Raw genomic sequence first — 20,806 nt, forward strand, 5'->3', positions numbered from 1 at the left:
ACGGTGGGTCGCCTCATCCCTGGCGCGCACTTGCCAGGGTCAACTGCCGTCTGTGGTGGTCGTAGTGCTGGGTGGGGTAGTGGTAAACCTCGAGCAGTGTCATGAAGTCCCTGAAGTAGGGGTCCCAGCCCACCGGGAAGTGCATGCCCCGAGCCAAGGACTCATCTGACTGGGCCCGAAGGGACCGTTGGAGGCCGGTGACTACGCGGTCCATCAGCCCCTGGATCCGCGCGTAGCCCAACACGCGGGCTCCGAAGAGGGAGCCGACGTAGTTGACGACGTGGAAAGGACGGGTGCCCGCGTTGAGCACGAACGCAAATCGGCGGGAAGCGCTATCCGGGAGCCGAGAGAAGCCCCAGACGATCAACTGCAGGTTCCGCACCAAGAGATACCCAAACAGCATGTGAAAGAGCAGTTGCTCATTGTTCCACTTCGTGCCGTTGGTGGGTTGACGCAGCTCGCCGACGGTGGCGCTGTCCAGCAGTCCTCGGAAGTCGTCCCGGACACGATCCAGTTCGGCGTAGATCTGGTCCTGGTCCATGGCTGCCTCCCGGGTCGCCGCCCCACTGGTCAACGCTAGCCCCGCGCGGAGGACCTTGCCCATCCGCTCGTCGGCACGGTCTGTGGCCGGGCCTTCAGGTGTATCGAGCGACACTGCCGCCCCAGCAGTGAACGACAGCGCGCCGCCTGGTTGCGCGATCGCGGGGACCGTGCAACCATCGTCTCATGGCGATGACAAAGACAGTTGGCGATGCATTGGCGCCGCAGCGGCCCCTGACTGCGGCTGCGTGCTTGTTCCACGGCTTCTCTGACGCCTCGCGTCTGGAGATTCTGCGCCACCTGGCTCTCGGTGAGCATCGCGTTGTCGACCTCACCGCGCACTTGGGGCTGGCGCAATCCACGGTCTCCAAGCACCTGGCTTGCCTTCGCGACTGCGGCTTGGTGACCTCGCGGGTGGAGGGTCGGGCCTCGGTGTTCGCCCTGGCTCATCCCGAGGCCCTGATGGACCTCCTTGCGGCCGCTGAGCGCCTACTCGGCTTGGCCGGTGATGCTGTTGTCCTGTGCCCGGTCTACGGCCTCGATGGCACCGTCACCGCCGCGGACGAGGAGGAGCCCGCGCGATGACGACCGTGGAGCTGAGCGCACCGGAGGTGGAGCGGCTGACCCGCCGCGGGCTGCGCTTGGCGCAGTTCACCGTCGCCTACAACGTCGTTGAAGGCATCATCGCGATCACTGCCGGTGTCATGGCCGGGCTGGTCTCGGTGATCGGGTTCGGCATCGACTCCGGGATCGAGTCCATCGCCGCGTTCCTGGTCGCCCTGCGCCTGTCCGCCCGGCTGCGTCATGGCGAGGCGGACGAGGAGAAGGAGCGCCTCGTCCTGCGAGCCGTCGCCGTGACGTTCTTCATCCTTGCCGCGTACGTGACCATCGAAGGCATCCGCAGCCTTGTCGACAGCGCAAGGCCCGACGCCTCCCCGATCGCCCTGGTGCTGCTCACCACCTCCGTGGTCGTCATGCCGCTCCTGGCAGCCGCGAAGCGGCGCGTGGGCCTGGCACTGCGGGACAACCTCATCCTCGCCGACGCCGCAGAGACCCGGATCTGCGTCCTGCTGAGCATCTCCACCCTCGCCGGGATCGGCCTGTTCCAGCTGACCGGCGCCGCGTGGCTCGATCCCGTTGCCGGCTTCGTCATCGCCGCCTTCGCGATCCACGAAGGCAGAGAGGCCTGGGAGGGCGAGCTGGTCGAGGACGATGACTATGACGAGTGAGCTCGCCGCCACGGCGGGACTCGGCCTGTACATCCTCGGCGTCCTCGTCACGTTCGGTGTTCGGACCTGGGCGCACCAGCAGGCCACCGGCAGTTCAGGGTTCCGCCGCCTGTCCGGGCCGCCCGGGTCAGCGCCGTGGTGGGGCGGGGTCCTGTTCGCCGCCGCGCTGGTCCTGACCGCGCTCGGTCTCATCCTTGCGGCCACCGGCACCGTGCCCGCAGCACCCCTGCCGGCCGCTGCCGTATGGGCCGGGCTGGCCGTGGCGCTCACCGGATTCGCCACAGTGGTCCTGGCCCAAAGCGGGATGGGCACCTCCTGGCGCATCGGTGTGGATCCCACCGAGCGCACCGCCCTGATCACCGGTGGCCCGTTCGCCATCGTCCGCAACCCGATCTTCACCGCCATGTCCACAGCCCTGGCAGGGTTGGTGGTGGCGACCCCGACCGTGCTGACGGCCGCCGGACTGGTGTGCCTGGTCGTCGCCGTCCAGCTGCAGGTCCGCGTCGTCGAAGAGCCCTACCTGCTAGCCACCCATGGCAAGACCTACGCCGCCTACGCGGCGCGGGTGGGACGGTTCGTGCCCGGTGCCGGGCGACTGCACACGAGCAACCCGGTGGTGCGCTGATGGGTGCCGGGCACGACCACGCTGCAGGCACCGCCACCGGGCGTCACCGCCGGCGCCTGGTGCTGGTCCTGGTTCTGACGCTGTCGGTGGTGGGCGTCCAGGTGGTCGGCGGCCTGATGTCCGGTTCGCTGGCACTGCTGGCCGATGCCGGGCACATGCTCACCGACGCCACCGGCGTCGCGATCGCCCTGATCGCCACCGTGATCGCTGCCCGGCCAGCTACCAACGCCCGCACCTTCGGACTCCAGCGCGGCGAGATCCTCGCTGCCCTGGCGAACGCAGTGCTGCTCGGCGTGCTCGCCGTGTGGGTCATCACGGCCGCGGTCCGCAGGTGGAACGACCCACCCGAGGTCGCCAGCGGCCTGATGCTCGTCGTCGCTGTCGCCGGCGCGACCGCGAACCTCATCAGCCTGCTCATTCTGCGCAGCGCACGCGAGGAGAGCCTCAACGTTCGGGGCGCCTACCTAGAGGTCCTCGGCGATCTGATCGGGTCCGTCGCTGTCATCATCGCCGCGGTCGTCATCACGACCACCGGGTACACCCGCGCCGACATCATCGCCTCGGTCGGCATCGGCCTGTTCATCCTCCCGCGCGCATGGTCGCTCCTGCGGGACGTTCTCGACGTGCTGCTCGAGGCGACACCCAAGGGCATGGATCTGGACCGGGTCCGTGAGCACATCCGCGGCGTACCCGGGGTGCTCGACGTGCACGACCTCCACGCGTGGACCATCACCAGCGGCGTGCCGGTGCTGTCCGCGCACGTCGTTGTCGACGAGGAATGCATCGACACCGGCCGCACCGGACAGGTCCTGGACCAGTTGGCCGCCTGCCTAGGTGAGCACTTCGACACCGACCACTGCACCTTCCAGCTCGAGCCCGCCGGCCACGGCTCACACGAACCTCACCAACACGCCTGAGGCCCGCGGTCAAGATCGTGAACCCGGGTGAACAACGGACCGTTCGCGCGTTCACGTGGACGCACGGTCATCGGCAGTTCCGGACGGATCCGGGGTCACCGGGAGTCGCTGCATACCGCCGGGAAGCGCCTGCTGTGGGGTTGCGGAGTCTCGGGTGGAGAGGTGGAGTTTTCTTTGGGTAGAAGTGGGGCCAGAGATCTCGAAGCTAGGGTCGAACACATGCACGAACACAAGGGCTTCGACGCTGAGGCAGCGACCTGGGACGACGATCCCGGCCACGAGGAGCGGCAGGTAGCGGTGGCCCGAGCCATCGAGGAGGCACTGGACCTTACCTCCCGGATGAACGCCTTGGACGTCGGCGGCGGCACGGGCCGGTTGAGCATCCTGCTTGCCCACCGAATCGGCTCGGCGGTCGTGACCGACCCGTCCCAAGGAATGGTGCAGGTCGCCCGGCAGCGGATCGAGGAGGCCGGGCTCAGTGACCGGCTGCGTGCTGTCCAAGCCGACCTCGCGACAGACCGGTTTTCTGGGTCCTACGACGTGGCGTGGAGCTCCATGGCGTTGCACCACGTACAGGACCTGGACCGGCTGTTGCGCTCTGTGGCCGAGCTCTTGATCGACGGGGGCCGGCTGGCCATCGCGGACCTTGACGAGGATCCCGACGGCGCCTTCCACGCCGGCAGAGTCGACTTCGACGGACACCACGGGTTCGACAGGGAACGCCTTACCGAGCAGCTGACCCGCGCCGGCTTCGCCAACGTCAGCTTCGTTGACGCCACGACCATCCTCAAGGGCGATCGGGAGTTCGGCGTCTTTCTTTGCACCGCCACCAAGGGTGCATGAATCCCTGGGAGATCAGTGCGCCGGACGGCGCGCTCAAGCCGGGCGTGTCCGGCACACCGCATGCCCCCTATCGCCGGCAGTCGACCTTTAAGGGCTGGAAGGTGTGGCATCGAATCGTTGCGAGGACATCACGTGTGGTAGCCGGATCGCCGTCACTGTTGCGGCGGATCGGTCTGAGTTTCCGTCCGGACGGTTTCGTCCTCGGTGACCTTGTGGCCGCATCCGGGGCATCTGGCGCCGAGGGCTGGAGTTTCCGCTGGTAGAGGAGCTCCGCACATGGCGCAGATAAGCATGTCGAGCAGGGAGCGCTGGGCCTCGGCCTCGTCGGATTCTCTGCGGTTACGTCGACGTGGCATGGTCTGGTCCTCCTAGACGAGGTTCTTGAGAAGGAAGGTACTGAATGCGGCGATGCTGATGAGGAATGCCGCCAGACCCGCCAGTGATCCGATCACTGTGAATCGCACGACGCTCGGTGTCGGGGGTTCTACGGATCGTCCTGCGCTGATGGTGCCGATAGCAGCCAGGGTCAGCGCTAGAAGACAGATGAACTGTCCGCCGATCCCTGGGATCAGCAGCCAACTCCAGTCCCGGTTCGACAGTTGGCTAGTGAAGGCAATCGAGAGGACGATCACGCTCGTCGCGAGAGTGCTCACGTGCTTGAGGTAGTCGAGCGCGACCTTCTGTTCCTCCAGGCGCTGCTTACGCTCCTCCGCGTCGGCCATCTCGACATAGTCGCAGACACGCGGGCCCATCCGGCTCGTTGACGCGGCTGCAAGTGCTCAACGGAGACGGTCTGACAACTCATCAGCGACCGCATCGGTACCGCGGTGCGCCACGGGCCGTGTGTGGCCCTTCGCCATGAGTAGCGCGCATCCGCATTCAGGCCGGGGGGAGGGCGTGCGCGAGCTTTCGGTGGATCTCGGCAGTGGCCTCGACGGTGATCGGGCCGTCTGTTTGGAGCTTGGTGTAGAGCTTCTTCGGCCAAAGGGCCTGTACGCCGCGAGTGGTGAAGGTGCCGCCGATCAGGGGCCAGTCGGCGTCGACGAAGCACAGCACTCCGTGGACCGGCACCTCGTCGGTGAGCAGCTCGCGGACCATGCCGACCTGCTTGAGGACCCCGTCGATGAGCTTGGTGCAGTCGCGTGAGCCGACCAGCAGTCGTTCCACACGGGGTCGGAATAGGCCACCTTCGATCTTCAGGTGAGCGCGGCCCTTGTACTTCTTGGCGTCGATGACGTAGATGCCGGTGGCGCTCACGGCGAGGTGGTCGATGTTGGCTCTGCTTCTCGGGATCCGACGGTCGTGTAGTAGCCGGATGGTGTCTGACGCGAGACGGTCCAGTCCCTTGCCGAGTCTCTCCTCTCCGACGGCTCCGACGTTCCAGGCGGTGGTGGACTGCTTCTCGTCCGAAAGAGCGAGAATCAGGCCGCCGAGTCTCGGGTGCTCGGCTCGAATGCGTTGTTCATGCTTCGCCTTGCGCCGTTCGAACTCCCGGCGCGCTGACGCTCCAGGTGTACCGGCGTCGATGACTCCTGCAATTGAAGGCTCGCCAGCCTCTGAGGACGCATCTTCTACTGCGGCGGGTTCGACGACGTCTGCGTCTGCCGGCCTCGCCACTTCGTCGATGGCCGACGCGGTGGCCTCACCGACAGGAGAACCTGACTGAGGGCTCGCGTCGTGACTTACGCAGCGAACCGTCTTGGTCGGCCGTTCGTAGATCACGACCGCCTTTGCCGGAAGCTCGACCCCGCAGACCCGACAAACGCCTGCGTACCGCAGCCGCATGCGCTTCTCGTCGGTCCCCCCGTTCACAGGAACAACCGTACGGTCGCCGGCGCCCGAGACGGCCCCGGTAGACAACGAAGTTGCGTCGACCCGCCAGGTAAGACTCGGCGAACCGGGTGGGTCGGGTCAGTCGAGTTCGGTGACTGTGCAGGCGATGGGGGAGTGGTCGGAGTAGCCGTTCACGTTGACTGGTCGGCCCATGCCGCCGAAGGGGATGGGTGTCGGGTAGGCGCCCGTGCGGACCATCCCGGGAAGGCGGATCATCTCCACGGATCCTGGCTGAATCCGAACCGGCGAGTCGCCTTCCAGCATGGCGGCGTTGACGAGGAACTGGTCGAGCATGTTGGGGGCGTTGTTGAAGTAGAAGCTGCCTTCCTGCTGCCCGAGCAAATCCCAGGTGAGGTTCAACAGGTAGGCGTTCTGGCCCCGCTCGACACGGGCTGCCTGGCGGGTGCTGAGCGCGTGCCGGACGAGGGAGTCGTCGAAGGGCTCGTCGTTGAAGTCGCCCATAACCAGGACGGGGGTGTCTTTGCCGTGCACCTCGCGGACTCGTTCGTGGAAGTACGCCAGGGTCTCTCCCGCGATGGCCCGGTACCCCGCCGATTCGTACTGTCCCCCGCTGCGAGAGGGCCAGTGGTTGGCGAACACGGCCCAGGTTCGCCCTCGGTGGGTTGTGAAGTTCACCTGGAGGATGTCCCGGGTGGCGGTGCGCCGCATGACCACGTGATGGAACCGCTGATCGAGTGGGGCGGTGAACAGGTCCGCGTCGAAGATGAACGCGACATCGATTCCCCGCTGGTCGCTGGTGTCGGCATGCACGAAGTCGTAGTTGCGGGTAGGGAGTCGGTCCCTCAGGGCCTGCGTCAGCAGGGTCATCACGACAGCGTTCTCGACCTCACACACGCCCAGCAGGTCGGGCCCCGCCCCCTGGTTCATGGCGCTGATGGCCGATGCGAGCTGAGCGATCTTGGCGTCGCGCAGTTGCGGGGTCCACCCGGCCAGGTCGCGCCCCAGCGCCCGTTTCAACTTCTCGGTGCGGTGAACGGAGAACTCCTCGTCGAAGAGGTTCTCCACGTTCCAAAACGCCACGTTGTAGGTCGACACCACAATCTGCCCTCCCGTCCTCTCCCGCGATTCTCGCAGCGGTCGGCCGTGCACGGAAGGATGCACCGGGCCCGAAGGAGTGTCCGCCAACTGCCGCAGCGCTGCCGCGTCGGGGAGCGCGCGGTGACTGAAACGGTCGCGCATTACGTGGCCGTCGGGGCCCTAGAGTGCTGTCCACCATGGACAGGGCCCCTGCGATCAACCCGGATGCGCTCAGGCGAGCTCGTCAGCGTGCCGGTTTGACCCAGCTGCAGCTGGCGTTGCGGATCGGAGTGGTTGGCGGAGAGCGAATTTCGAGCTGGGAGCGTGGCTTGTCGCGACCGCGGACTCCAGCGATGCTGCATGCCTTGGCGCGCGCCCTGGACGTTCCTGCGACCTCGCTCCTTGCGGTGACGGACGAGGGGCCGGACCTCAGATGGCTTCGATTCGCCGCCGGCCTGAGCGCGGCAGAGCTGGCTCATGCGGCGGGCGTGTCCGTGACGACGATTCACCGGTGGGAGAACGGGCAACTCGAGCGTCCTCTGCCGTCCGACGTCCTTGCCGATCTCGCCACCGCGTTAAAGACCTCTACCGCGCAGGTCGACGCCGCCGTCAATCAGCGGTAGGAGAGTTATCCACATTCAGCGCGTAGGGGGAGCGAAAGTCGCGCGGTTGTGGCAACAATGGGTCTCGTAGGTCGGGCGGTACCCCTCGTCCCGCTCGAGCTGCAGGCAGCGGAATCAGGGGTTGATCAGGCATCCCGTCGTTCTACCGGGCACACGGTCTCCTGCTGATCCACTACCGGATGGTCTCTAGCATCTAGTGGTTCAAAGCCGAAATGAACACCGGGAATGGCTGGATCGGCGTTGGTCTGGCATACCCGACAGGAGTCTGCAGATGAACGTTCGCACCGCCGCCGTCCTGGCCCTGGCCGCCGCGCTCCTGACCGGCTGTTCCAACCCGGAACCGACGCCAGGCCCGACATCTGCCGCAACGCCTTCACCCACAGGCACCCCCACAACGACTACGCCGACATCGGCCTCGCCGGAGGAGGAGGCCACCGCGGCCGCCGAAGAGGTGGTGAGGGAGTACTTCGAGACCGTCCCACGATGTCTGGCAGACCCGATGAACACCGAACCGTCATGCTTCGACGATGTCGCGATCGGCACCGAGCTAAACGACAACCGGAACTCTCTGATCGCCGCTCAGCAAGTCGAGAGCACAGCCTCAGGGACGTTGGAGGTGGTCTCGATCGAGCCCCAGTCCGTCGACTTGACACATGACCAGCAGGCCAGCCCGCCCGACGCCGCCACTGTCATCTTTGAGGTCTGTACGGACGTCTCTGAGTTCCAGATCGTCGACAAGGACGGCAACTCCCTCGTCCCCGAGGATCGCGACCCCCGAGTCCGCACGAACATGGGCGTCCTCAACTACGACTACCCGGCCACCGACGGGTGGCGCGTGGGCTTCGTGGAGGAACTTGAGGAGTCCACGTGCTAAGCCCGACCCGATCAGCCTTGGCGCTACTTGCCGCGACTGCCGTTTCGTTTGGCTCGTCCCCGCATGCAGGGGCCAACCCGCCAACCTGCGAGGCTCGGAAAGCCTGGGGCCAGTGCGTCATCTGGGTGGGCGGCGGAGGCTCCGGTGGAAACCCTGGTGGCGGTGGCAGCGATGGCGGTTCTGCTGGCGGCGGCGGGGGCGGTGGCGGCGACTCCGCCCCGGTTGTCACGCCGATCACGATCGGGGGGATCGAGTGCTACCCCATCGGATTGACCGACCCGCAGCCCGACTTCGTAGACCCGATCTGGGCCGGCCGTACGGATGGCGCGATCTATGACTGTCTGGCCGGGAGCCCGTCGAACCCGGGTCTGTTCGGTGGGATGTCGGTGTTGCGGTACTGGGCGGCGACGGCGCCGGTGATGGCTGCGCCGCCGGATCCGGCGGATCTGGCGGCCGAGGCGGTGGAGTCGATGAACCTGTCGGCGATCACGATCGGCATCGTCCCCGAGCCCGGGCCGGACTCCGTGGGGCTCATCGGGATGCCGGTGTGGATGTGGGTCGAGCAACCGTCGGAGTCGACGTGGGGACCGATCACCCGCACCGCGTCGAGCGGGCCGTGGAGCGTGACCGCGACCGGCGAGGTCGCCGATGTGACGTGGGAGATGGGCGACGGCGCGGTGGTGCACTGCGAGGAGGGCGTCCCGTACCAGGACGCGTTCGGCAAGCAGCCCTCCCCGTCGTGCGGCCACACGTACAGCGAGCAGGGCGAGTACACGGTGAGCGCGACCTCGCACTGGGTGATCCAGTGGAACGGCATCGGCCAGAGCGGCACGATCCGGCTCGACCTGACCCAGAGCGCGCCAGTGACGATGGGCGAGGTCCAGGTGCTTCGCCAGTAGGCACGATCAGCAACACAACTCAGGCAGGCAGGGGAAGCACAGCATGAGCACGACAGTGGAACGTCGACCACGACTGACCAGACGCACCGGACCGCAGACACCCGAGAGTGGGAACGGCCAGGACGCGACACAGCCGTCGCCGAGGCAGGTGCCGGCACCGCCGAGGGCGCGCCGCCGCTGGGGCCTGGTGGCCGCCGCGCTGGTGGTGGTGTGTCTGGGCGCGTTGGGGAATGTGTGGCTCCTGCAGAGCAGCAGCGACGCCGTCCAGGTGGTCGCGGCCCGCACGGCGATCGAGCGTGGCCAGGTCGTCACGGCCGAGCAGCTGATGAGCGTCTCGGTCGCGGCCGACCCGGCGGTGCGGACCGTCGCAGCGTCGCAGATGTCGGAGCTGGTGGGGCAGCGGGCTGCGGTCGATGTCGCCGCCGGCACCCTGCTGACCGAGGACTCGGTCACGGTCGAGAACGTGCCGGGGGAGGGGTTCTCACTGGTCGGGGTTGCGCTCTCGTCGGCGATGCTGCCCGGTGAGCCACTCGTCGCCGGGGACCGGGTTCGGGTGGTGGCGACGTTGGGGCCGCAGCAGGACGCGGCCACCGCGAGCGACCCGCTCGCCCTCGACGCGGTCGTGGTCTCCACCCAGAGCGGCCTGGACAGTGTCGGCCAGGGACAGACCATCCTGACCGTTCAGGTTCCCGATGGGGACGCGCCGGCGTTGGCCGCGATGGCCGCGACCGGGCGGGTCGCGGTCGTGCTGGACTCGCGGGACCGGTGAGCGCGTCATGAGCCTGGTGGTGCTGGCATCGGCGTCGGGCTCGCCCGGGGTGACCACGACGGCGCTCGGGTTGGCGTTGACCTGGCCGCGGCCGGTGCTGCTCGTCGACGGTGACCCGACCGGCGGGTCCGCGGTCGCGGCCGGGTACCTGCGGGGGCAGCTCGCCCCACCGGAGGCGATGCTCGATCTCGCCCTCGCCCACCAGGACGAGGATCTGCTCGAGACGCTGTCCGCGGTGAGCATCACCCTGCCGGGTTCGCAGGTCCGCTTCGTCGCCGGCATCCGCTCCCACGAACAGGCACCCTCGCTGTTGCCCCTGTGGGACCCCCTCGCAGCCGCGTTGCGGTCCCTGGAGGACACCGGTCAGGACGTCATCGTCGACGCCGGCCGCCTCGGCCTGACCGGGTCCCCGATGCCGCTGCTCTACCAGGCCGACCTGACAGTCCTAGTGGCACGCTCCGACCTGGTTTCCCTGGCCGGAGCACGGTCCTGGGCGGCCACCCTCAAAGACCGCTTCGCCCGCACCGGCGCCGGCGCCCACCTGGGACTGCTGCTCGTCGGTGACGGGCAGCCGTTCACCGCCCGCGAGGTCAGCACCGTTCTCGGCATCCCGGTCCTGGCATCGGTGGCCTGGGACCCGGCCACCGCGGCGGTGTTTTCCCACGGCGCGACCCCGGCCAAGGCAGGGATCGCTCACCGGGTCGCCGGCCGCCCCGGACTACCGGACACGGCGCTGGTGCGCAGCCTGCGCGCCACCCGCTCCGCCCTGACCGCCACCATTCGCGACACCACCGAACGGCTGCACAGCGAGACGGGAGCAGACGCGTGAAGAACGACCCCACCGACCACACCGGCGCCGGCGGCGCGTCGAGCGACCCGGCCGCGCTGCCCCTGTTCACCGCGTCCCCGCCGCGAGCCGGTCGGGTGCGCGGCACCTTCACCATGACCCCCACCACCGCCACCCCCAGCTCTCCCGGGACGCCAACGAGGGAACACACCGCAGCCACCGGACACCTCAATGGGCAGCGCAACGGGCACGCCCCCCGGTTGAAGGTAACCCCGCAGGGGGCGTCCGGATCGGGGTGGGCGGGCCAGGAGGGTCTGGACTGGGGGCTGGTGGCGGCGTTCCGGACGATGGTTGCCAACCGGCTCACCCAGGCCCTCGGCGCGGACTGGCGGGCCCGCACCGACCCCGACATTGATCATTCCCGTCGCGGTGGCTCGTCACCGGACCGGGTGGAGCAGGAGCAGGTGGGTCGGGAGATCATCGCCGACCTGCTGCGCGACCACACCGCCGACTCGGTCGCCAAGGGCCTGGCCAGGTGGACCGCCAGCGAGCAGGCGACGATGGGGCAGGCGGTCTTCGACGCGGTCTTCCGGCTCGGCCGGCTGCAACCGCTGGTCGATGACGACCGGGTGGAGAACATCTTCATCCTCGGCCACCAGCGGGTGTTGCTTGAGCTGACCGACGGCTCCCGCATCCCGGGGCCGGCGGTGGCGGACTCGGATGAGGAGCTGCTCGACTTCCTGAGGTTCCTGGCGAACCGGTCCGAGTCGAACCCGCGCCCGTTCTCCGAGAGCACGCCGCGGTTGCACATGAAGCTCGACGGCGGCGCCCGATTAGCGGCGACGGCGTGGGTGGTCGGGCGGCCCACGGTGGTGATCCGGCGGCACCGGCTCAAGGTCGACACCCTGGATGCGTGGGTGGAGCGGGGCTGCATGACAGCCGCGTGCGCGAACTTCCTCGCCGCGGCGGTGCGGGCCCGGTGGAGCGTTGCCGTCTCGGGGGCGATGTCGGCGGGGAAGACGACGCTGATGCGCGCGCTGTGCGCACAGATCCCGGGTGATGAGGCGATCGGGACGTTCGAGACCGAGTACGAGCTGTTTCTGGCCGAGTCAGGCGTGCATGACATCGTCATCGACTGGGAGGCCCGACCCGGGGTGGGGGAGGTCCGCGCCGACGGCCGTGCGGCCGGGGCGTTCGACCTCGCCGACGCCCTGACCGACTCCTTCCGGTTCGCCCTCTCCCGGCAGATCGTCGGCGAGATCCGCGGCCCCGAGGTGTGGACGATGATCAAGGCGATGGAGTCCGGCACCGGCTCGTTGTCCACCACCCACGCGGCGAACGCCGAGGCCTGCATCCGCAAGCTCGTCACCTGCGCCATGGAGGCCGGATCCCACGTCAACCGCGACCTCGCCCTGGAGAAGCTCGCCGGCTGCCTCGAGGTGATCGTCCAGCTCTCCCGCCAGGTGGTGCAGCTACCCGACGGGAGCCAGCAGCTGCGCCGCTGGGTCAGCGAGGTCGTCGTCGTCGAACCCGGCGAGCGGGAGAAGGGCTACGCCCTGACCCACCTCTTCGGCCCCAGCAGCACGGGCCCGGCCACCGCGACCGGGATTATCAGCGAACGCTGCCGCACCCTGGCCGAGCAGGGCTTCGACCAAGCCCTCTTCCAGGCCGAAGCCGACCAGGCAGCGCAGGTGTCGCGGTGAACGCGCCCCTGTACGCGGCGCTGTTCGGGACCACGATCGTGGCCGGGCTCCTCCTCCTGGTCCACGCGGTGCGCCCCCACACCCCAGCCGTCCGTCCGCCTCGGCCACGGCCACGGATCGTGACGGCCGTGGCGCGCACGTCCCCCCGGACCCGGGTCACCTTGGCCGCCTCGACCGCGGCCGGGCTGGTGCTGGCCCTAGTGACTGGGTGGGTGGCCGCGGTGGTGGTTGTGCCGGCGGCGGCGGTCGGGCTGCCGTACCTGCTCGCTCCGCCGCCGGCCGCGGCACAGATCCGGCGGGTCGAGGCGATGGAGGAGTGGACCCGCAGCCTGGCCGGCGTCCTCGGCGCCGGCGTCGGCCTCGAACAGGCCCTCACCGCGACCCTGCGCTCGACACCGGAGCCGATCCGCCCCGAGGTCACCCAGCTCGTGGCACGGCTGCGGGCGCGGTGGGACACCGAGACCGCGCTGCGCTCGTTCGCCGACGACCTCGACGACGTCACCGGCGACCTCGTCGCCGCCAACCTCATCCTCGCCGCCCGCCGCCGCAACCGCAGCCTCTCCCACGTCCTGCACGGCGTCGCTGAGTCGGTCGCCGAGGACGTCGCCTCCCGCCGCCGCGTCGAAGCTGGCCGCGCCAAACCAAGGGGCAGCGCCCGCTTGGTCACCGGGTTCTCCCTCCTCGTCCTCGTCGTGCTCGCGATCACCGGCGACTATGTCGCCCCGTACGGCACCCCGGCCGGGCAGGTCATCCTCTTGGCCCTGCTCACCGCCTACGCCGCCGGGCTGTTGTGGATGCGGCGGATGGCCGAAGGAGACCCGTTCCCCCGGTTCCTCGGACCGCAGGCCCGTGCGAGTGCCCGATGACCACCACCCAGACCGCTCTGCTGATCGGCGCCCTCACAGCCGCCGCGGTCGTGACGCTGCTCGCGCAGTTCGTCCCGGCCCAGCCGGACCTGCGCGACGTCCTCACCCGGCTCTCCCCACCCACGCGCCGCCCCCACACAACCGGCGCCACCGCCCCAACAGGCGGCGGGGCGGTGGATGCCGAGGAGCGGCTCGGGATGTGGGCCGAACGCACCATCCCCGCGCGATTCCTCGGCACCGCACCGGCCCGGGACCTGGCGGTGCTGCGGATGACCCCGGCCCAGTTCTACGGCAAGAAGGTCCTCTACGCCCTCCTCGGGCTCACCCTGCCGGGCCTGCTGGCCGGGTTCGTCACCCTCCTCGGCATCACCGTGCCACTGTTCATGCCGGTCGCTGCCACCGTCGGGCTGTCGGTGCTGCTGTTCCTCGCCCCCTCCCGTGACATCGCACAGCGTGCGACCAAGGCTCGTGCCGAGTTCGCCCGCGCCCTGAGCGCATTCATCGAGCTCTGCGCGCTCGAGCGCAACGGCGGCGCCGGCGCGACCGTCGCCCTGGCCAACGCCGCCCAGGTGGGCGACTCGTGGGTATTCCGTCGGATCAGCGAGGAGATCGCCCGCTGCCGCTACAACGGCCAACCCCCCTGGGACGCCCTGACCGCACTGGCCGAGGAGCTGGCCCTGCCGGACCTGGCCGACGTCGCCGACATCATGCGCCTCGCGGGGGACGAGTCCACCGAGGTCTACCGGCAGCTCCGCGCCCGCGGCACCTCCGTGCGCACCGCCCTGACCACCAGCGAGCTCGCCGACGCCAACCTCGTCGAAGAACGCATGTACCTCCCAGCGTCCTTCCTCGGCGTCGTCTTCCTCGCCCTCCTCATGGCCCCACCCCTCATGCGCCTGATGACCAACTGAACCCTCATCACCACCGATTGGAAAGGAACACACCGCGATGAGACTTCTCGCCGCAACCCTGCATATCCTCGGCGTCACCCTCGCCGACCGACTCGACCGACTTGAGCGCCTCGACACCGTCTCGGCTGACGGGGAGCGGGGCGCCTCCACGATCGAGATCGTGTTCTGGGCCGTCGGGCTGCTCGCCCTGGCCGCCATCGTCTACGCGTTCCTGACCGGGTGGGTCAACAGCAAGCTCGGCGGCATCACCTGACCCCCCGCCATGCACACCACAGCGACACACAGCCGCCACCCACCCCCACGGAGCCATCCACGTCCGCGGGGGTGGGCTGGCACGGGTGAGCGCGGGTCGGGCACGATCCAGCTGGTCGTGCTCATGCCGCTGCTGTTCACCCTGCTGTTCGCCGGGGTCCAGGGAGCGATGTACTACCACGCCCGCACCGTCGCCATCGCCGCCGCCCAGGAAGGCGCCCGCGCCGCCGCTGCCCAAACCGGCACCACCGGTCACGGACACGCCGCCGCGATCGCCTTCCTGCAGGCCGCCGGCGGCGAGGACGTCCTCAAAGGCGCCACCGTGCAGGTCACCCGCACCGCCACCACCGCCACCGTCCGGGTCGCCGGCTCGATCCTGTCCGTGGTGCCCGGATGGACCCCAACCGTCACCTCCCAGGTCGCCGTCCCCGTGGAGCGACTCACATGACCAGCCGCGCCTCCCGCGACCCCCACGGAGTCTGTGGGGTTCGTGGCCACCATGCTCGCCAGAGCTGGTGGATGGGGGAGCGGGGCACGGCCGTGGTCGAGGTCGTCCTCCTCGCCCCCGCCCTGGCGATGCTGCTCGCGCTACTCATCGTCGGCGGCCGGCTCGCCATGGCCGACATGGCCGTCCAGGCGGCGGCGTCCGAGGCCGCCCGCACCGCATCGATCGCCCGCACCCACGGCGAGGCCAGCAGCCGTGCGCACGCCGCCGCCGTCAGCGGCCTGACCGCCCAAAAGGTGAACTGCCTCGAGGTCACCGTCACCGTCGACACCGGCGGCTTCGGCGCCCCGGTCGGCACCCCCGCCTCCGTCGCCGCCACGGTCACCTGCCGCGTCAACCTCGCCGGGCTCCTCCCCGCTGTCCCGGGCTCGATCGTGCTCTCGAGCACGAGCAGCTCGCCGCTGGACACTTACCGAGAACGGACCACCCCATGACTGCGCGACGAGAACCGCTACAGCGACGATGTCGTGGCCGGTGTCTGACGCGACTCCACACGCAGGCGCAGGGGGAGCGAGGGTCGGTGTCGGTGTGGATCATCACCACCGCGATGACGATGATGCTCTGCGTCGGTCTCGCGGTCGACCTCAGCGGCCACGTCCACGCTAAGCAACGCGCCCAGGCCATCGCCGCCGAGGCCGCCCGCGCCGGCGGCCAGCAGCTCCACGCCTCTGTCGCGATTCGCGGCGAGGCCGCCATCGTTGACGCCAGCGCCGCCATCGCCGCGGCGAGGACGTACCTGGCCGCTGTCCCGGACGTCACCGGCACCGTCACCGTCGCTTCCGGCGGCCGCGTCGAGGTCGCCACCACGTCCACTTACACCACCAAGATCCTCTCGATGATCGGCATCACCACCCTGCCGGTGACCGGTGAAGCCGAGGTCGACATCAACCGCGTCCTGGAAGGTGCCCCACGATGAACATCCGTGCCCGGCTCGTCGGCCTGCTCGCCACCCTGGCCACCCTGGTCCTCGTCGCCGGGGTGCCCACCGCGCTGGTCGCCTTCGCCGGCAACCCCCTCCCGGACACCATCCCCACGTTCGACACGATCCGGACGGCACTGACCATCCCCGACGACGGCACACTCCTGCTGGCCGTCATCACCTGGATCGCGTGGATTGCCTGGGCCGTGCTCACCCTCGCCGTCCTCCTCGAGGTCGCCGCCCGGCTCCGCGGAGTCCACGCGCCGCAGCTGCCCGGGCTCGCCCTGCCGCAGGGCGCCGCCGCCCAGCTCGTCGGCGCCGCCACCCTGCTGTTCCTGGTCGCCCCGCCGAGCATCGCGACCGCGCACGCCACCCCGGCCCAGCCGGTCCCCGCCGTGACCGCGCCCCTCACTCCCACGGCCACGGCTCCGGGCTGGACCCAAGCGGGGGCGTCCGCAGACGCCGTTACCGCCCCTCCCGCCGCAGAGTCCTCCGCCGCGGCGGAGACGTACACCGTCCGGCGTGGGGACAGCCTCTCCCGGATCGCCGCCGAGCACCTCGGCGACGGCGACCGGTGGCCAGAGCTCGTCGACCTCAACCCCGCCCTCGCCAACGACCCCGACCTCATCTACGCCGGGACGGTGATCACCCTCCCATCCGCCGCGCACCCGTCGAGCGCCTTCAGGGAGGGGCGGACGTATGTCGTGCGGGCTGGGGACACCCTGTCCTCGATCGCGGAACGGGAGCTCGGCGACGCCGAGCTCTACCCGCTGATCTACGAGGCCAGCCGCGACATCCCCCAGCCCGGGGGGACCTTCCTGCGCGACCCCGATGTCATCGACATCGGCTGGCGCCTCAACGTTTCCCCACCCCCCGACCAGGACCCCCCTCCCGTCGACAAGGTCCCCCCGGCGACGGAGCAGGTCCCCCCACCGGAGGGCGCGGTCGAGCCAGACCCCGGCGTCGAGAGTGACGGTAAGGCGCAGTCATCACCGGGAGGAGTAGTCGCAGGGGAGAGCTCCCCGCGCCGGCTCGACCGCTCCGACCCGGAGAACAGGAACACTCTCCGCCCCCACACGCCCGAGGTGAGCACGGCATACCCGTCGGAGTCCGCCGCCGAGGCCAGAGACGAGGACAGCGCCGGCGATCCGTCGTGGCTGGTGCTGGGACTGACTGGAGCCGGGACCGTTCTGGCCGGCTCCATGCTCACCCTTCTGCGCCGTCGTCGGCGTGCCGCCGTCCGGTACCGCCGGCCGGGGTACACCCTGGCCGCCCCCGACCCCGCCCTGGCGCCGATCGAGAAGACCGTCACCGTTGTCGGAGCCGGGCATGCGCCCGCGGTCGAGCACCTCGACCTACTGCTCCGCCGACTCGCCGCCAGCCATGCGCGCACGCAGACCCCGCTGCCGGCGTTGGCTGCCGTCAAGGTCTCGGTGGAGTCGGTCACGCTGGTCCTGACCGCGCCCGCCGACCTGCCGGACCCCTGGCGGGCCGGCCCGGACCGGCAGCACTGGCAGGTCCCCTTCCACATCCCCCTCGACGACATGGGTGTGGGCGGGGCCGACCAGCCGGCGCCCTGGCCACTACTGGCCACCATCGGCATGGACGAGGACGGCGCCCATTGGATGCTCAACCTCGAGGGCCGACACCTGGCTATCACCGGCGACCACACCTTCGGTCTCGACCTCGCCCGTTACCTCGCCGCCGAAGCTGCCACCAACCCCTGGGCGGGTGCGGTGACTCTCGACCTGGTCGGCGTCGCACCCGAGCTGAGCGGGCTGGACCCGGACCGGATCCGCGCCCACACCGACGAAGGCGCCGGCGGCGACGCGATCGGGGCGTGCCTGGTCGACGCCATCGCCGCGATCGACCGGGCCCGAGACACCGGACGTGACCCGGTCACCGCACGCACCGCCCCCGACGAACCCGACGCCTGGCCAGCCCGGCTGCTCCTGGTCGACGCCGCCACCCGCAGCCCGGTATTGGAGCAGTTGCTCGACCTGCTCCGCGACCACCCCGCCCACACCGCCACCTCCGTCATCGTCACCGCCGCCACCAGTCCCGGCGAGGCGTCGACGGTGCTGCAGGTGAGCGCGCAGGGCCGAGTTGGCGTCCCCGACCTCGGCCTCGACCTGGTCGCTGTCGGCCTGACCGCCGACGAGGCGCACGGCTGCGCCGCCCTCCTGGCGCACAGCAGCGATCCCGCCGACGCGGACGTCCCCACCGACGACACCACCAGCAGCGGCTGGCAGGTGTGGGCCGACCAGGCCGGAGCGCTCCGCGCAGAGCACACTCTTCCGCGACACCCGACCGCCCCGACCCGCAACGGCGCCGACGACGGCCCCCTCACCGACAGCCTGCTCCAGCGCGCCGACCAGACCTACGTGACCGTGGGCGCCACCACCAGCGAAGACCTGACCCGTCTCGCGCCGCGCATCAAGAAGGCTGTCCGGTCAGGGATCGAGGCCGGCGACCCAAGCCTTGATGACGACGTCGCGATGTGGTTCCGCACGGACAGCGCCCTGCCCAAGCTGCGACTCCTAGGGCCGGTGCGGGTCACCGCGCACGGCACGCCACCGACCCGGCGCAAGCCCTACTACAGCGAGCTGCTCACGTTCATTGCGCTGCACCCCAACGGAGCCACCGCCGAGGAGCTCACCACGGCGTTCGGCATCACCAACGTCAAGTCCCGCGACTACGTGACCACTCTGCGAGCCTGGCTCGGCACCAACCCCCGCACCGGCGAGCCGCACCTGCCCGACGCCCGCAAAGCCCCCGGAGTCACTGTCCGGGGCGCACCGGTCTACCAGGTCCTCGACCTGCTCACCGACGCCGACCTGTTCCGCCGCCTACGCACCCGCGGCCAGGCCCGCGGCGCCGACGGCATCACCGACCTGACCACCGCGCTCCGGCTCGTGACCGGCCGCCCGTTCGACTACCCGCCCGAGCGGGAAGCCGCCGGCGGCTGGGCCTGGCTCATCGGCGGGGACCGCCACGACGAGCACCTGCGGGTCGCCATCGTCGACGTCGCCCACATCGTCACCACCCACGCCCTCGCCGAGGGCGATCTCGCGACTGCACGCCGCGCCGCGCAGACCGCCAGACTCGCCGCCCCCGATGAGGAGATCCCACGCCTCGACCTCGCCGCCGTCGCCGCCGCAGCAGGCCAAGACACCGAGGCGCGACGGATCATCCGTGACGAGGTCTGCAACCGCAGTGATGACGACGGGGCCCCGATGGAGCTACCCGTGCGCACGGCCGCTGTACTTCGCGAGCGGGCCGTGTTCCGGCAGCAGCGTGCGGGATGGGACAGGCGTTCGCTCAGCGGGGCTGATGTGACCGTCGGTTGCGGGCCCGGTTAGGCCCAGCGGTTGATGAACTCCATCGCGGCTGCGTTGACGTCGGCGGGGTTGGAGGCGCTGAGGAAGTGCTGCCCGCCGTCGACAACGCGCAGTTCTGCATGTGCGGCGCTGGTGAAGCGGGCGATGCCGTCCTGGGCGTTGGCCACGGAGTAGACCGGATCCGAGGTGCCGTGCATCCACAACACCGGGCAGGTGACCATGTCGAGTCGGCCGTGGAGCCCGTCTCTGTCGCGCAGGTTGATGGTGCTGACCCGCAGCCGGTGTCGGCCGTCGTCGCCGGTGTAGTTGTTCCGGTACTGGGCGTGCCAGAAGTCGCGCTCGTCGGCCGGTACGTCCGGCCCGAGACCTTCCTGGAGGACCGCATCGACGAGGTCTGCGGGGATGACCCAGTCCTCGCCCACCGGGGCGGCGAGCGCTTCGATCGCGGGGCTGCAGAAGGCGACGCCGTCCCAGCAGCCTCGGCCGCGGCTGTCGGGGCTCTCGAAGTCCATCGACGTGCCCAGCGGAATGATGCCCCTAACGACCGTGGGGGCCAGCATCGCCATGCGGGTGGCGATCCAGCCGCCCTGCGACGTCCCGAGGACGAACGCCTCGGAGATACCGAGCTCCTCCAGAAGCTGCAGGTTCGCGATCGCCGAGTCCCAGTAGGTGAACTGTTGGTAGGTCGCGCGCGTCTGCCCGTGACCGAAGGGCTCCATCGCCACAAGGTTGGCCGTTGACGCCAGGGCTGCATCGTTGAATTGGGGCCGGAACTGCTCGACAGAGGTGGTGAAGGAGTTGACGAGTACGAGGGTCGGCAACTGCGGATCGTAGGCTCGACCGAATCGGTGGCCGATGGTTGATCCACCCAGATGCGACACGGCTCCGGTGCGGGTTTCTTCGCTCACAGGTGACCCTTTCGATGCGACGGTGAACCGAACGGTTGGCGGCCACGACGGTTCGCGTCGCTGCCGCGCTGGACATCAACGTAGTGGGCGAACAACCTGCCCCACCCTCGGGGACGGGGAGTCATCTTGGCGCCGCCACAGTGGTTGAGCCCTGCAGAGCGTCGGTCGACAGTCACGACGACGCAACGGCGGATATGGTCGTTGACGCCGTATCGGCGGCGAGGCCCGCCCGAAATGGGCGTTGCGGATCAGCTGCCGTTGCGGTGGTCGGTTTGCGGGGCGCCACCTGGTGCCGCTGCCCTTGGCCTTGCCGCATCCGCCTGGGTAGGTGGATCGGGGGACGGCTCACGAGGCGGTGGGCGAGGCGTGCGGACCGAGAGCTGCTCCGTCACGACGGTATGCGGTGGCTTGCCGGAGGGGGACG

23 protein-coding genes are annotated in these 20,806 nt (G+C 69.7%); 18 read left to right on the forward strand and 5 right to left on the reverse strand.

Translation table 11 applies throughout. The features are described from left to right. Positions 1-13: 13 nt before the first annotated feature. Entirely contained in the window at positions 14-655 is a 642-nt protein-coding gene (locus GA707_RS19420; protein ID WP_226963975.1) for a DinB family protein, read from the reverse strand. 71 nt (positions 656-726) lie between these two features. Here GA707_RS19420 and GA707_RS19425 point away from each other — a divergent pair, with 71 nt between their 5' ends. From GA707_RS19425 to GA707_RS19445, 5 genes are all read left to right on the forward strand, one after another. After that, positions 727-1,125, forward strand: a complete 399-nt coding sequence (locus tag GA707_RS19425; protein WP_152180113.1) for a metalloregulator ArsR/SmtB family transcription factor — start codon at positions 727-729, stop codon at positions 1,123-1,125. Continuing rightward, positions 1,122-1,769 carry a cation diffusion facilitator family transporter gene (locus GA707_RS19430; RefSeq protein ID WP_152180114.1) on the forward strand — a complete coding sequence of 216 codons (648 nt, stop codon included), beginning with the start codon at positions 1,122-1,124 and terminating at the stop codon, positions 1,767-1,769. Before GA707_RS19425 ends, GA707_RS19430 begins: the two co-directional genes overlap by 4 nt. After that, a complete protein-coding gene (locus tag GA707_RS19435) occupies positions 1,759-2,394 on the forward strand; it encodes an isoprenylcysteine carboxylmethyltransferase family protein (RefSeq protein WP_152180115.1) in 636 nt (211 codons plus the stop codon). Before GA707_RS19430 ends, GA707_RS19435 begins: the two co-directional genes overlap by 11 nt. Continuing rightward, entirely contained in the window at positions 2,394-3,311 is a 918-nt protein-coding gene (locus GA707_RS19440) for a cation diffusion facilitator family transporter (RefSeq protein ID WP_152180116.1), read from the forward strand. Before GA707_RS19435 ends, GA707_RS19440 begins: the two co-directional genes overlap by 1 nt. 219 nt (positions 3,312-3,530) lie before the next feature. Next, positions 3,531-4,154, forward strand: a complete 624-nt coding sequence (locus GA707_RS19445; RefSeq protein WP_152180117.1) for a class I SAM-dependent methyltransferase — start codon at positions 3,531-3,533, stop codon at positions 4,152-4,154. 368 nt (positions 4,155-4,522) lie between these two features. Here GA707_RS19445 and GA707_RS19450 read toward each other — a convergent pair whose 3' ends face one another. The 3 genes from GA707_RS19450 to GA707_RS19460 all read right to left on the reverse strand — a co-directional run bounded on the left by GA707_RS19450 (position 4,523) and on the right by GA707_RS19460 (position 7,043). Then, positions 4,523-4,876 carry a hypothetical protein gene (locus GA707_RS19450; RefSeq protein ID WP_152180118.1) on the reverse strand — a complete coding sequence of 118 codons (354 nt, stop codon included), beginning with the start codon at positions 4,874-4,876 and terminating at the stop codon, positions 4,523-4,525. Between the two features lie 157 nt (positions 4,877-5,033). Further along, on the reverse strand, positions 5,034-5,939 hold the full coding sequence (locus GA707_RS19455; protein WP_152180148.1) for a nuclease-related domain-containing protein: 906 nt from the start codon (positions 5,937-5,939) through the stop codon (positions 5,034-5,036). A 126-nt stretch (positions 5,940-6,065) separates the two neighbouring features. After that, the gene (locus GA707_RS19460) at positions 6,066-7,043 is read right to left on the reverse strand and encodes an endonuclease/exonuclease/phosphatase family protein (RefSeq protein WP_152180119.1); all 978 of its coding nucleotides are present in this window, start codon (positions 7,041-7,043) and stop codon (positions 6,066-6,068) included. Positions 7,044-7,222: 179 nt separating this feature from the next. Between GA707_RS19460 and GA707_RS19465 the strand changes: the two genes are divergently transcribed. From GA707_RS19465 to GA707_RS19530, 13 genes are all read left to right on the forward strand, one after another. Next, positions 7,223-7,648, forward strand: coding sequence for a helix-turn-helix domain-containing protein (locus tag GA707_RS19465; protein WP_152180120.1), 426 nt, complete (start codon positions 7,223-7,225; stop codon positions 7,646-7,648). Positions 7,649-7,919: 271 nt separating this feature from the next. Further along, a complete protein-coding gene (locus tag GA707_RS19470; RefSeq protein ID WP_152180121.1) occupies positions 7,920-8,522 on the forward strand; it encodes a hypothetical protein in 603 nt (200 codons plus the stop codon). A gap of 269 nt (positions 8,523-8,791) precedes the next feature. Beyond that, entirely contained in the window at positions 8,792-9,421 is a 630-nt protein-coding gene (locus tag GA707_RS19480; RefSeq protein WP_152180122.1) for a PKD domain-containing protein, read from the forward strand. 43 nt (positions 9,422-9,464) lie between these two features. Further along, the gene (locus GA707_RS19485) at positions 9,465-10,190 is read left to right on the forward strand and encodes an SAF domain-containing protein (RefSeq protein WP_226963976.1); all 726 of its coding nucleotides are present in this window, start codon (positions 9,465-9,467) and stop codon (positions 10,188-10,190) included. Between the two features lie 7 nt (positions 10,191-10,197). Next, positions 10,198-11,019 carry a hypothetical protein gene (locus tag GA707_RS19490; protein WP_152180123.1) on the forward strand — a complete coding sequence of 274 codons (822 nt, stop codon included), beginning with the start codon at positions 10,198-10,200 and terminating at the stop codon, positions 11,017-11,019. Beyond that, entirely contained in the window at positions 11,016-12,680 is a 1,665-nt protein-coding gene (locus GA707_RS19495; protein WP_152180124.1) for a CpaF family protein, read from the forward strand. Before GA707_RS19490 ends, GA707_RS19495 begins: the two co-directional genes overlap by 4 nt. Continuing rightward, on the forward strand, positions 12,677-13,546 hold the full coding sequence (locus GA707_RS19500) for a type II secretion system F family protein (RefSeq protein WP_152180125.1): 870 nt from the start codon (positions 12,677-12,679) through the stop codon (positions 13,544-13,546). Before GA707_RS19495 ends, GA707_RS19500 begins: the two co-directional genes overlap by 4 nt. Next, positions 13,543-14,457 (forward strand): hypothetical protein, encoded by a 915-nt coding sequence (locus GA707_RS19505; protein ID WP_152180126.1) that lies wholly within the window; start codon positions 13,543-13,545, stop codon positions 14,455-14,457. The genes GA707_RS19500 and GA707_RS19505 overlap by 4 nt, the downstream gene beginning before the upstream one ends. A gap of 37 nt (positions 14,458-14,494) precedes the next feature. After that, positions 14,495-14,710 (forward strand): hypothetical protein, encoded by a 216-nt coding sequence (locus GA707_RS19510; RefSeq protein ID WP_152180127.1) that lies wholly within the window; start codon positions 14,495-14,497, stop codon positions 14,708-14,710. A gap of 9 nt (positions 14,711-14,719) precedes the next feature. Continuing rightward, the gene (locus GA707_RS19515; RefSeq protein WP_152180128.1) at positions 14,720-15,157 is read left to right on the forward strand and encodes a TadE family protein; all 438 of its coding nucleotides are present in this window, start codon (positions 14,720-14,722) and stop codon (positions 15,155-15,157) included. Continuing rightward, positions 15,154-15,648 carry a TadE/TadG family type IV pilus assembly protein gene (locus GA707_RS19520; RefSeq protein ID WP_226963977.1) on the forward strand — a complete coding sequence of 165 codons (495 nt, stop codon included), beginning with the start codon at positions 15,154-15,156 and terminating at the stop codon, positions 15,646-15,648. Before GA707_RS19515 ends, GA707_RS19520 begins: the two co-directional genes overlap by 4 nt. Positions 15,649-15,740: 92 nt before the next feature. Further along, positions 15,741-16,130 (forward strand): pilus assembly protein TadG-related protein, encoded by a 390-nt coding sequence (locus GA707_RS19525; RefSeq protein WP_226963978.1) that lies wholly within the window; start codon positions 15,741-15,743, stop codon positions 16,128-16,130. Further along, positions 16,127-19,495 (forward strand): LysM peptidoglycan-binding domain-containing protein, encoded by a 3,369-nt coding sequence (locus GA707_RS19530; protein ID WP_152180130.1) that lies wholly within the window; start codon positions 16,127-16,129, stop codon positions 19,493-19,495. The genes GA707_RS19525 and GA707_RS19530 overlap by 4 nt, the downstream gene beginning before the upstream one ends. Here GA707_RS19530 and GA707_RS19535 read toward each other — a convergent pair. Then, positions 19,492-20,295, reverse strand: a complete 804-nt coding sequence (locus GA707_RS19535; protein ID WP_226963979.1) for an alpha/beta fold hydrolase — start codon at positions 20,293-20,295, stop codon at positions 19,492-19,494. The genes GA707_RS19530 and GA707_RS19535 overlap by 4 nt on opposite strands. Positions 20,296-20,806: the final 511 nt, after the last annotated feature.

It is taken from the genome of Nostocoides sp. F2B08 (assembly GCF_009184895.1).
Classification (GTDB): domain Bacteria; phylum Actinomycetota; class Actinomycetes; order Actinomycetales; family Dermatophilaceae; genus F2B08.

Coding starts and splice junctions, on each gene's coding strand:
- GA707_RS19510 (WP_152180127.1), top strand. CDS start 14,495: ATGAGACTTCTCGCCGCAACCCTGCATATCCTCGGCGTCACCCTCGCC.
- GA707_RS19470 (WP_152180121.1), top strand. CDS start 7,920: ATGAACGTTCGCACCGCCGCCGTCCTGGCCCTGGCCGCCGCGCTCCTG.
- GA707_RS19465 (WP_152180120.1), top strand. CDS start 7,223: ATGGACAGGGCCCCTGCGATCAACCCGGATGCGCTCAGGCGAGCTCGT.
- GA707_RS19485 (WP_226963976.1), top strand. CDS start 9,465: ATGAGCACGACAGTGGAACGTCGACCACGACTGACCAGACGCACCGGA.
- GA707_RS19515 (WP_152180128.1), top strand. CDS start 14,720: ATGCACACCACAGCGACACACAGCCGCCACCCACCCCCACGGAGCCAT.
- GA707_RS19450 (WP_152180118.1), bottom strand. CDS start 4,876: ATGGCCGACGCGGAGGAGCGTAAGCAGCGCCTGGAGGAACAGAAGGTC.
- GA707_RS19445 (WP_152180117.1), top strand. CDS start 3,531: ATGCACGAACACAAGGGCTTCGACGCTGAGGCAGCGACCTGGGACGAC.
- GA707_RS19530 (WP_152180130.1), top strand. CDS start 16,127: ATGAACATCCGTGCCCGGCTCGTCGGCCTGCTCGCCACCCTGGCCACC.
- GA707_RS19440 (WP_152180116.1), top strand. CDS start 2,394: ATGGGTGCCGGGCACGACCACGCTGCAGGCACCGCCACCGGGCGTCAC.
- GA707_RS19430 (WP_152180114.1), top strand. CDS start 1,122: ATGACGACCGTGGAGCTGAGCGCACCGGAGGTGGAGCGGCTGACCCGC.
- GA707_RS19425 (WP_152180113.1), top strand. CDS start 727: ATGGCGATGACAAAGACAGTTGGCGATGCATTGGCGCCGCAGCGGCCC.
- GA707_RS19490 (WP_152180123.1), top strand. CDS start 10,198: ATGAGCCTGGTGGTGCTGGCATCGGCGTCGGGCTCGCCCGGGGTGACC.
- GA707_RS19505 (WP_152180126.1), top strand. CDS start 13,543: ATGACCACCACCCAGACCGCTCTGCTGATCGGCGCCCTCACAGCCGCC.
- GA707_RS19435 (WP_152180115.1), top strand. CDS start 1,759: ATGACGAGTGAGCTCGCCGCCACGGCGGGACTCGGCCTGTACATCCTC.
- GA707_RS19520 (WP_226963977.1), top strand. CDS start 15,154: ATGACCAGCCGCGCCTCCCGCGACCCCCACGGAGTCTGTGGGGTTCGT.
- GA707_RS19455 (WP_152180148.1), bottom strand. CDS start 5,939: ATGCGGCTGCGGTACGCAGGCGTTTGTCGGGTCTGCGGGGTCGAGCTT.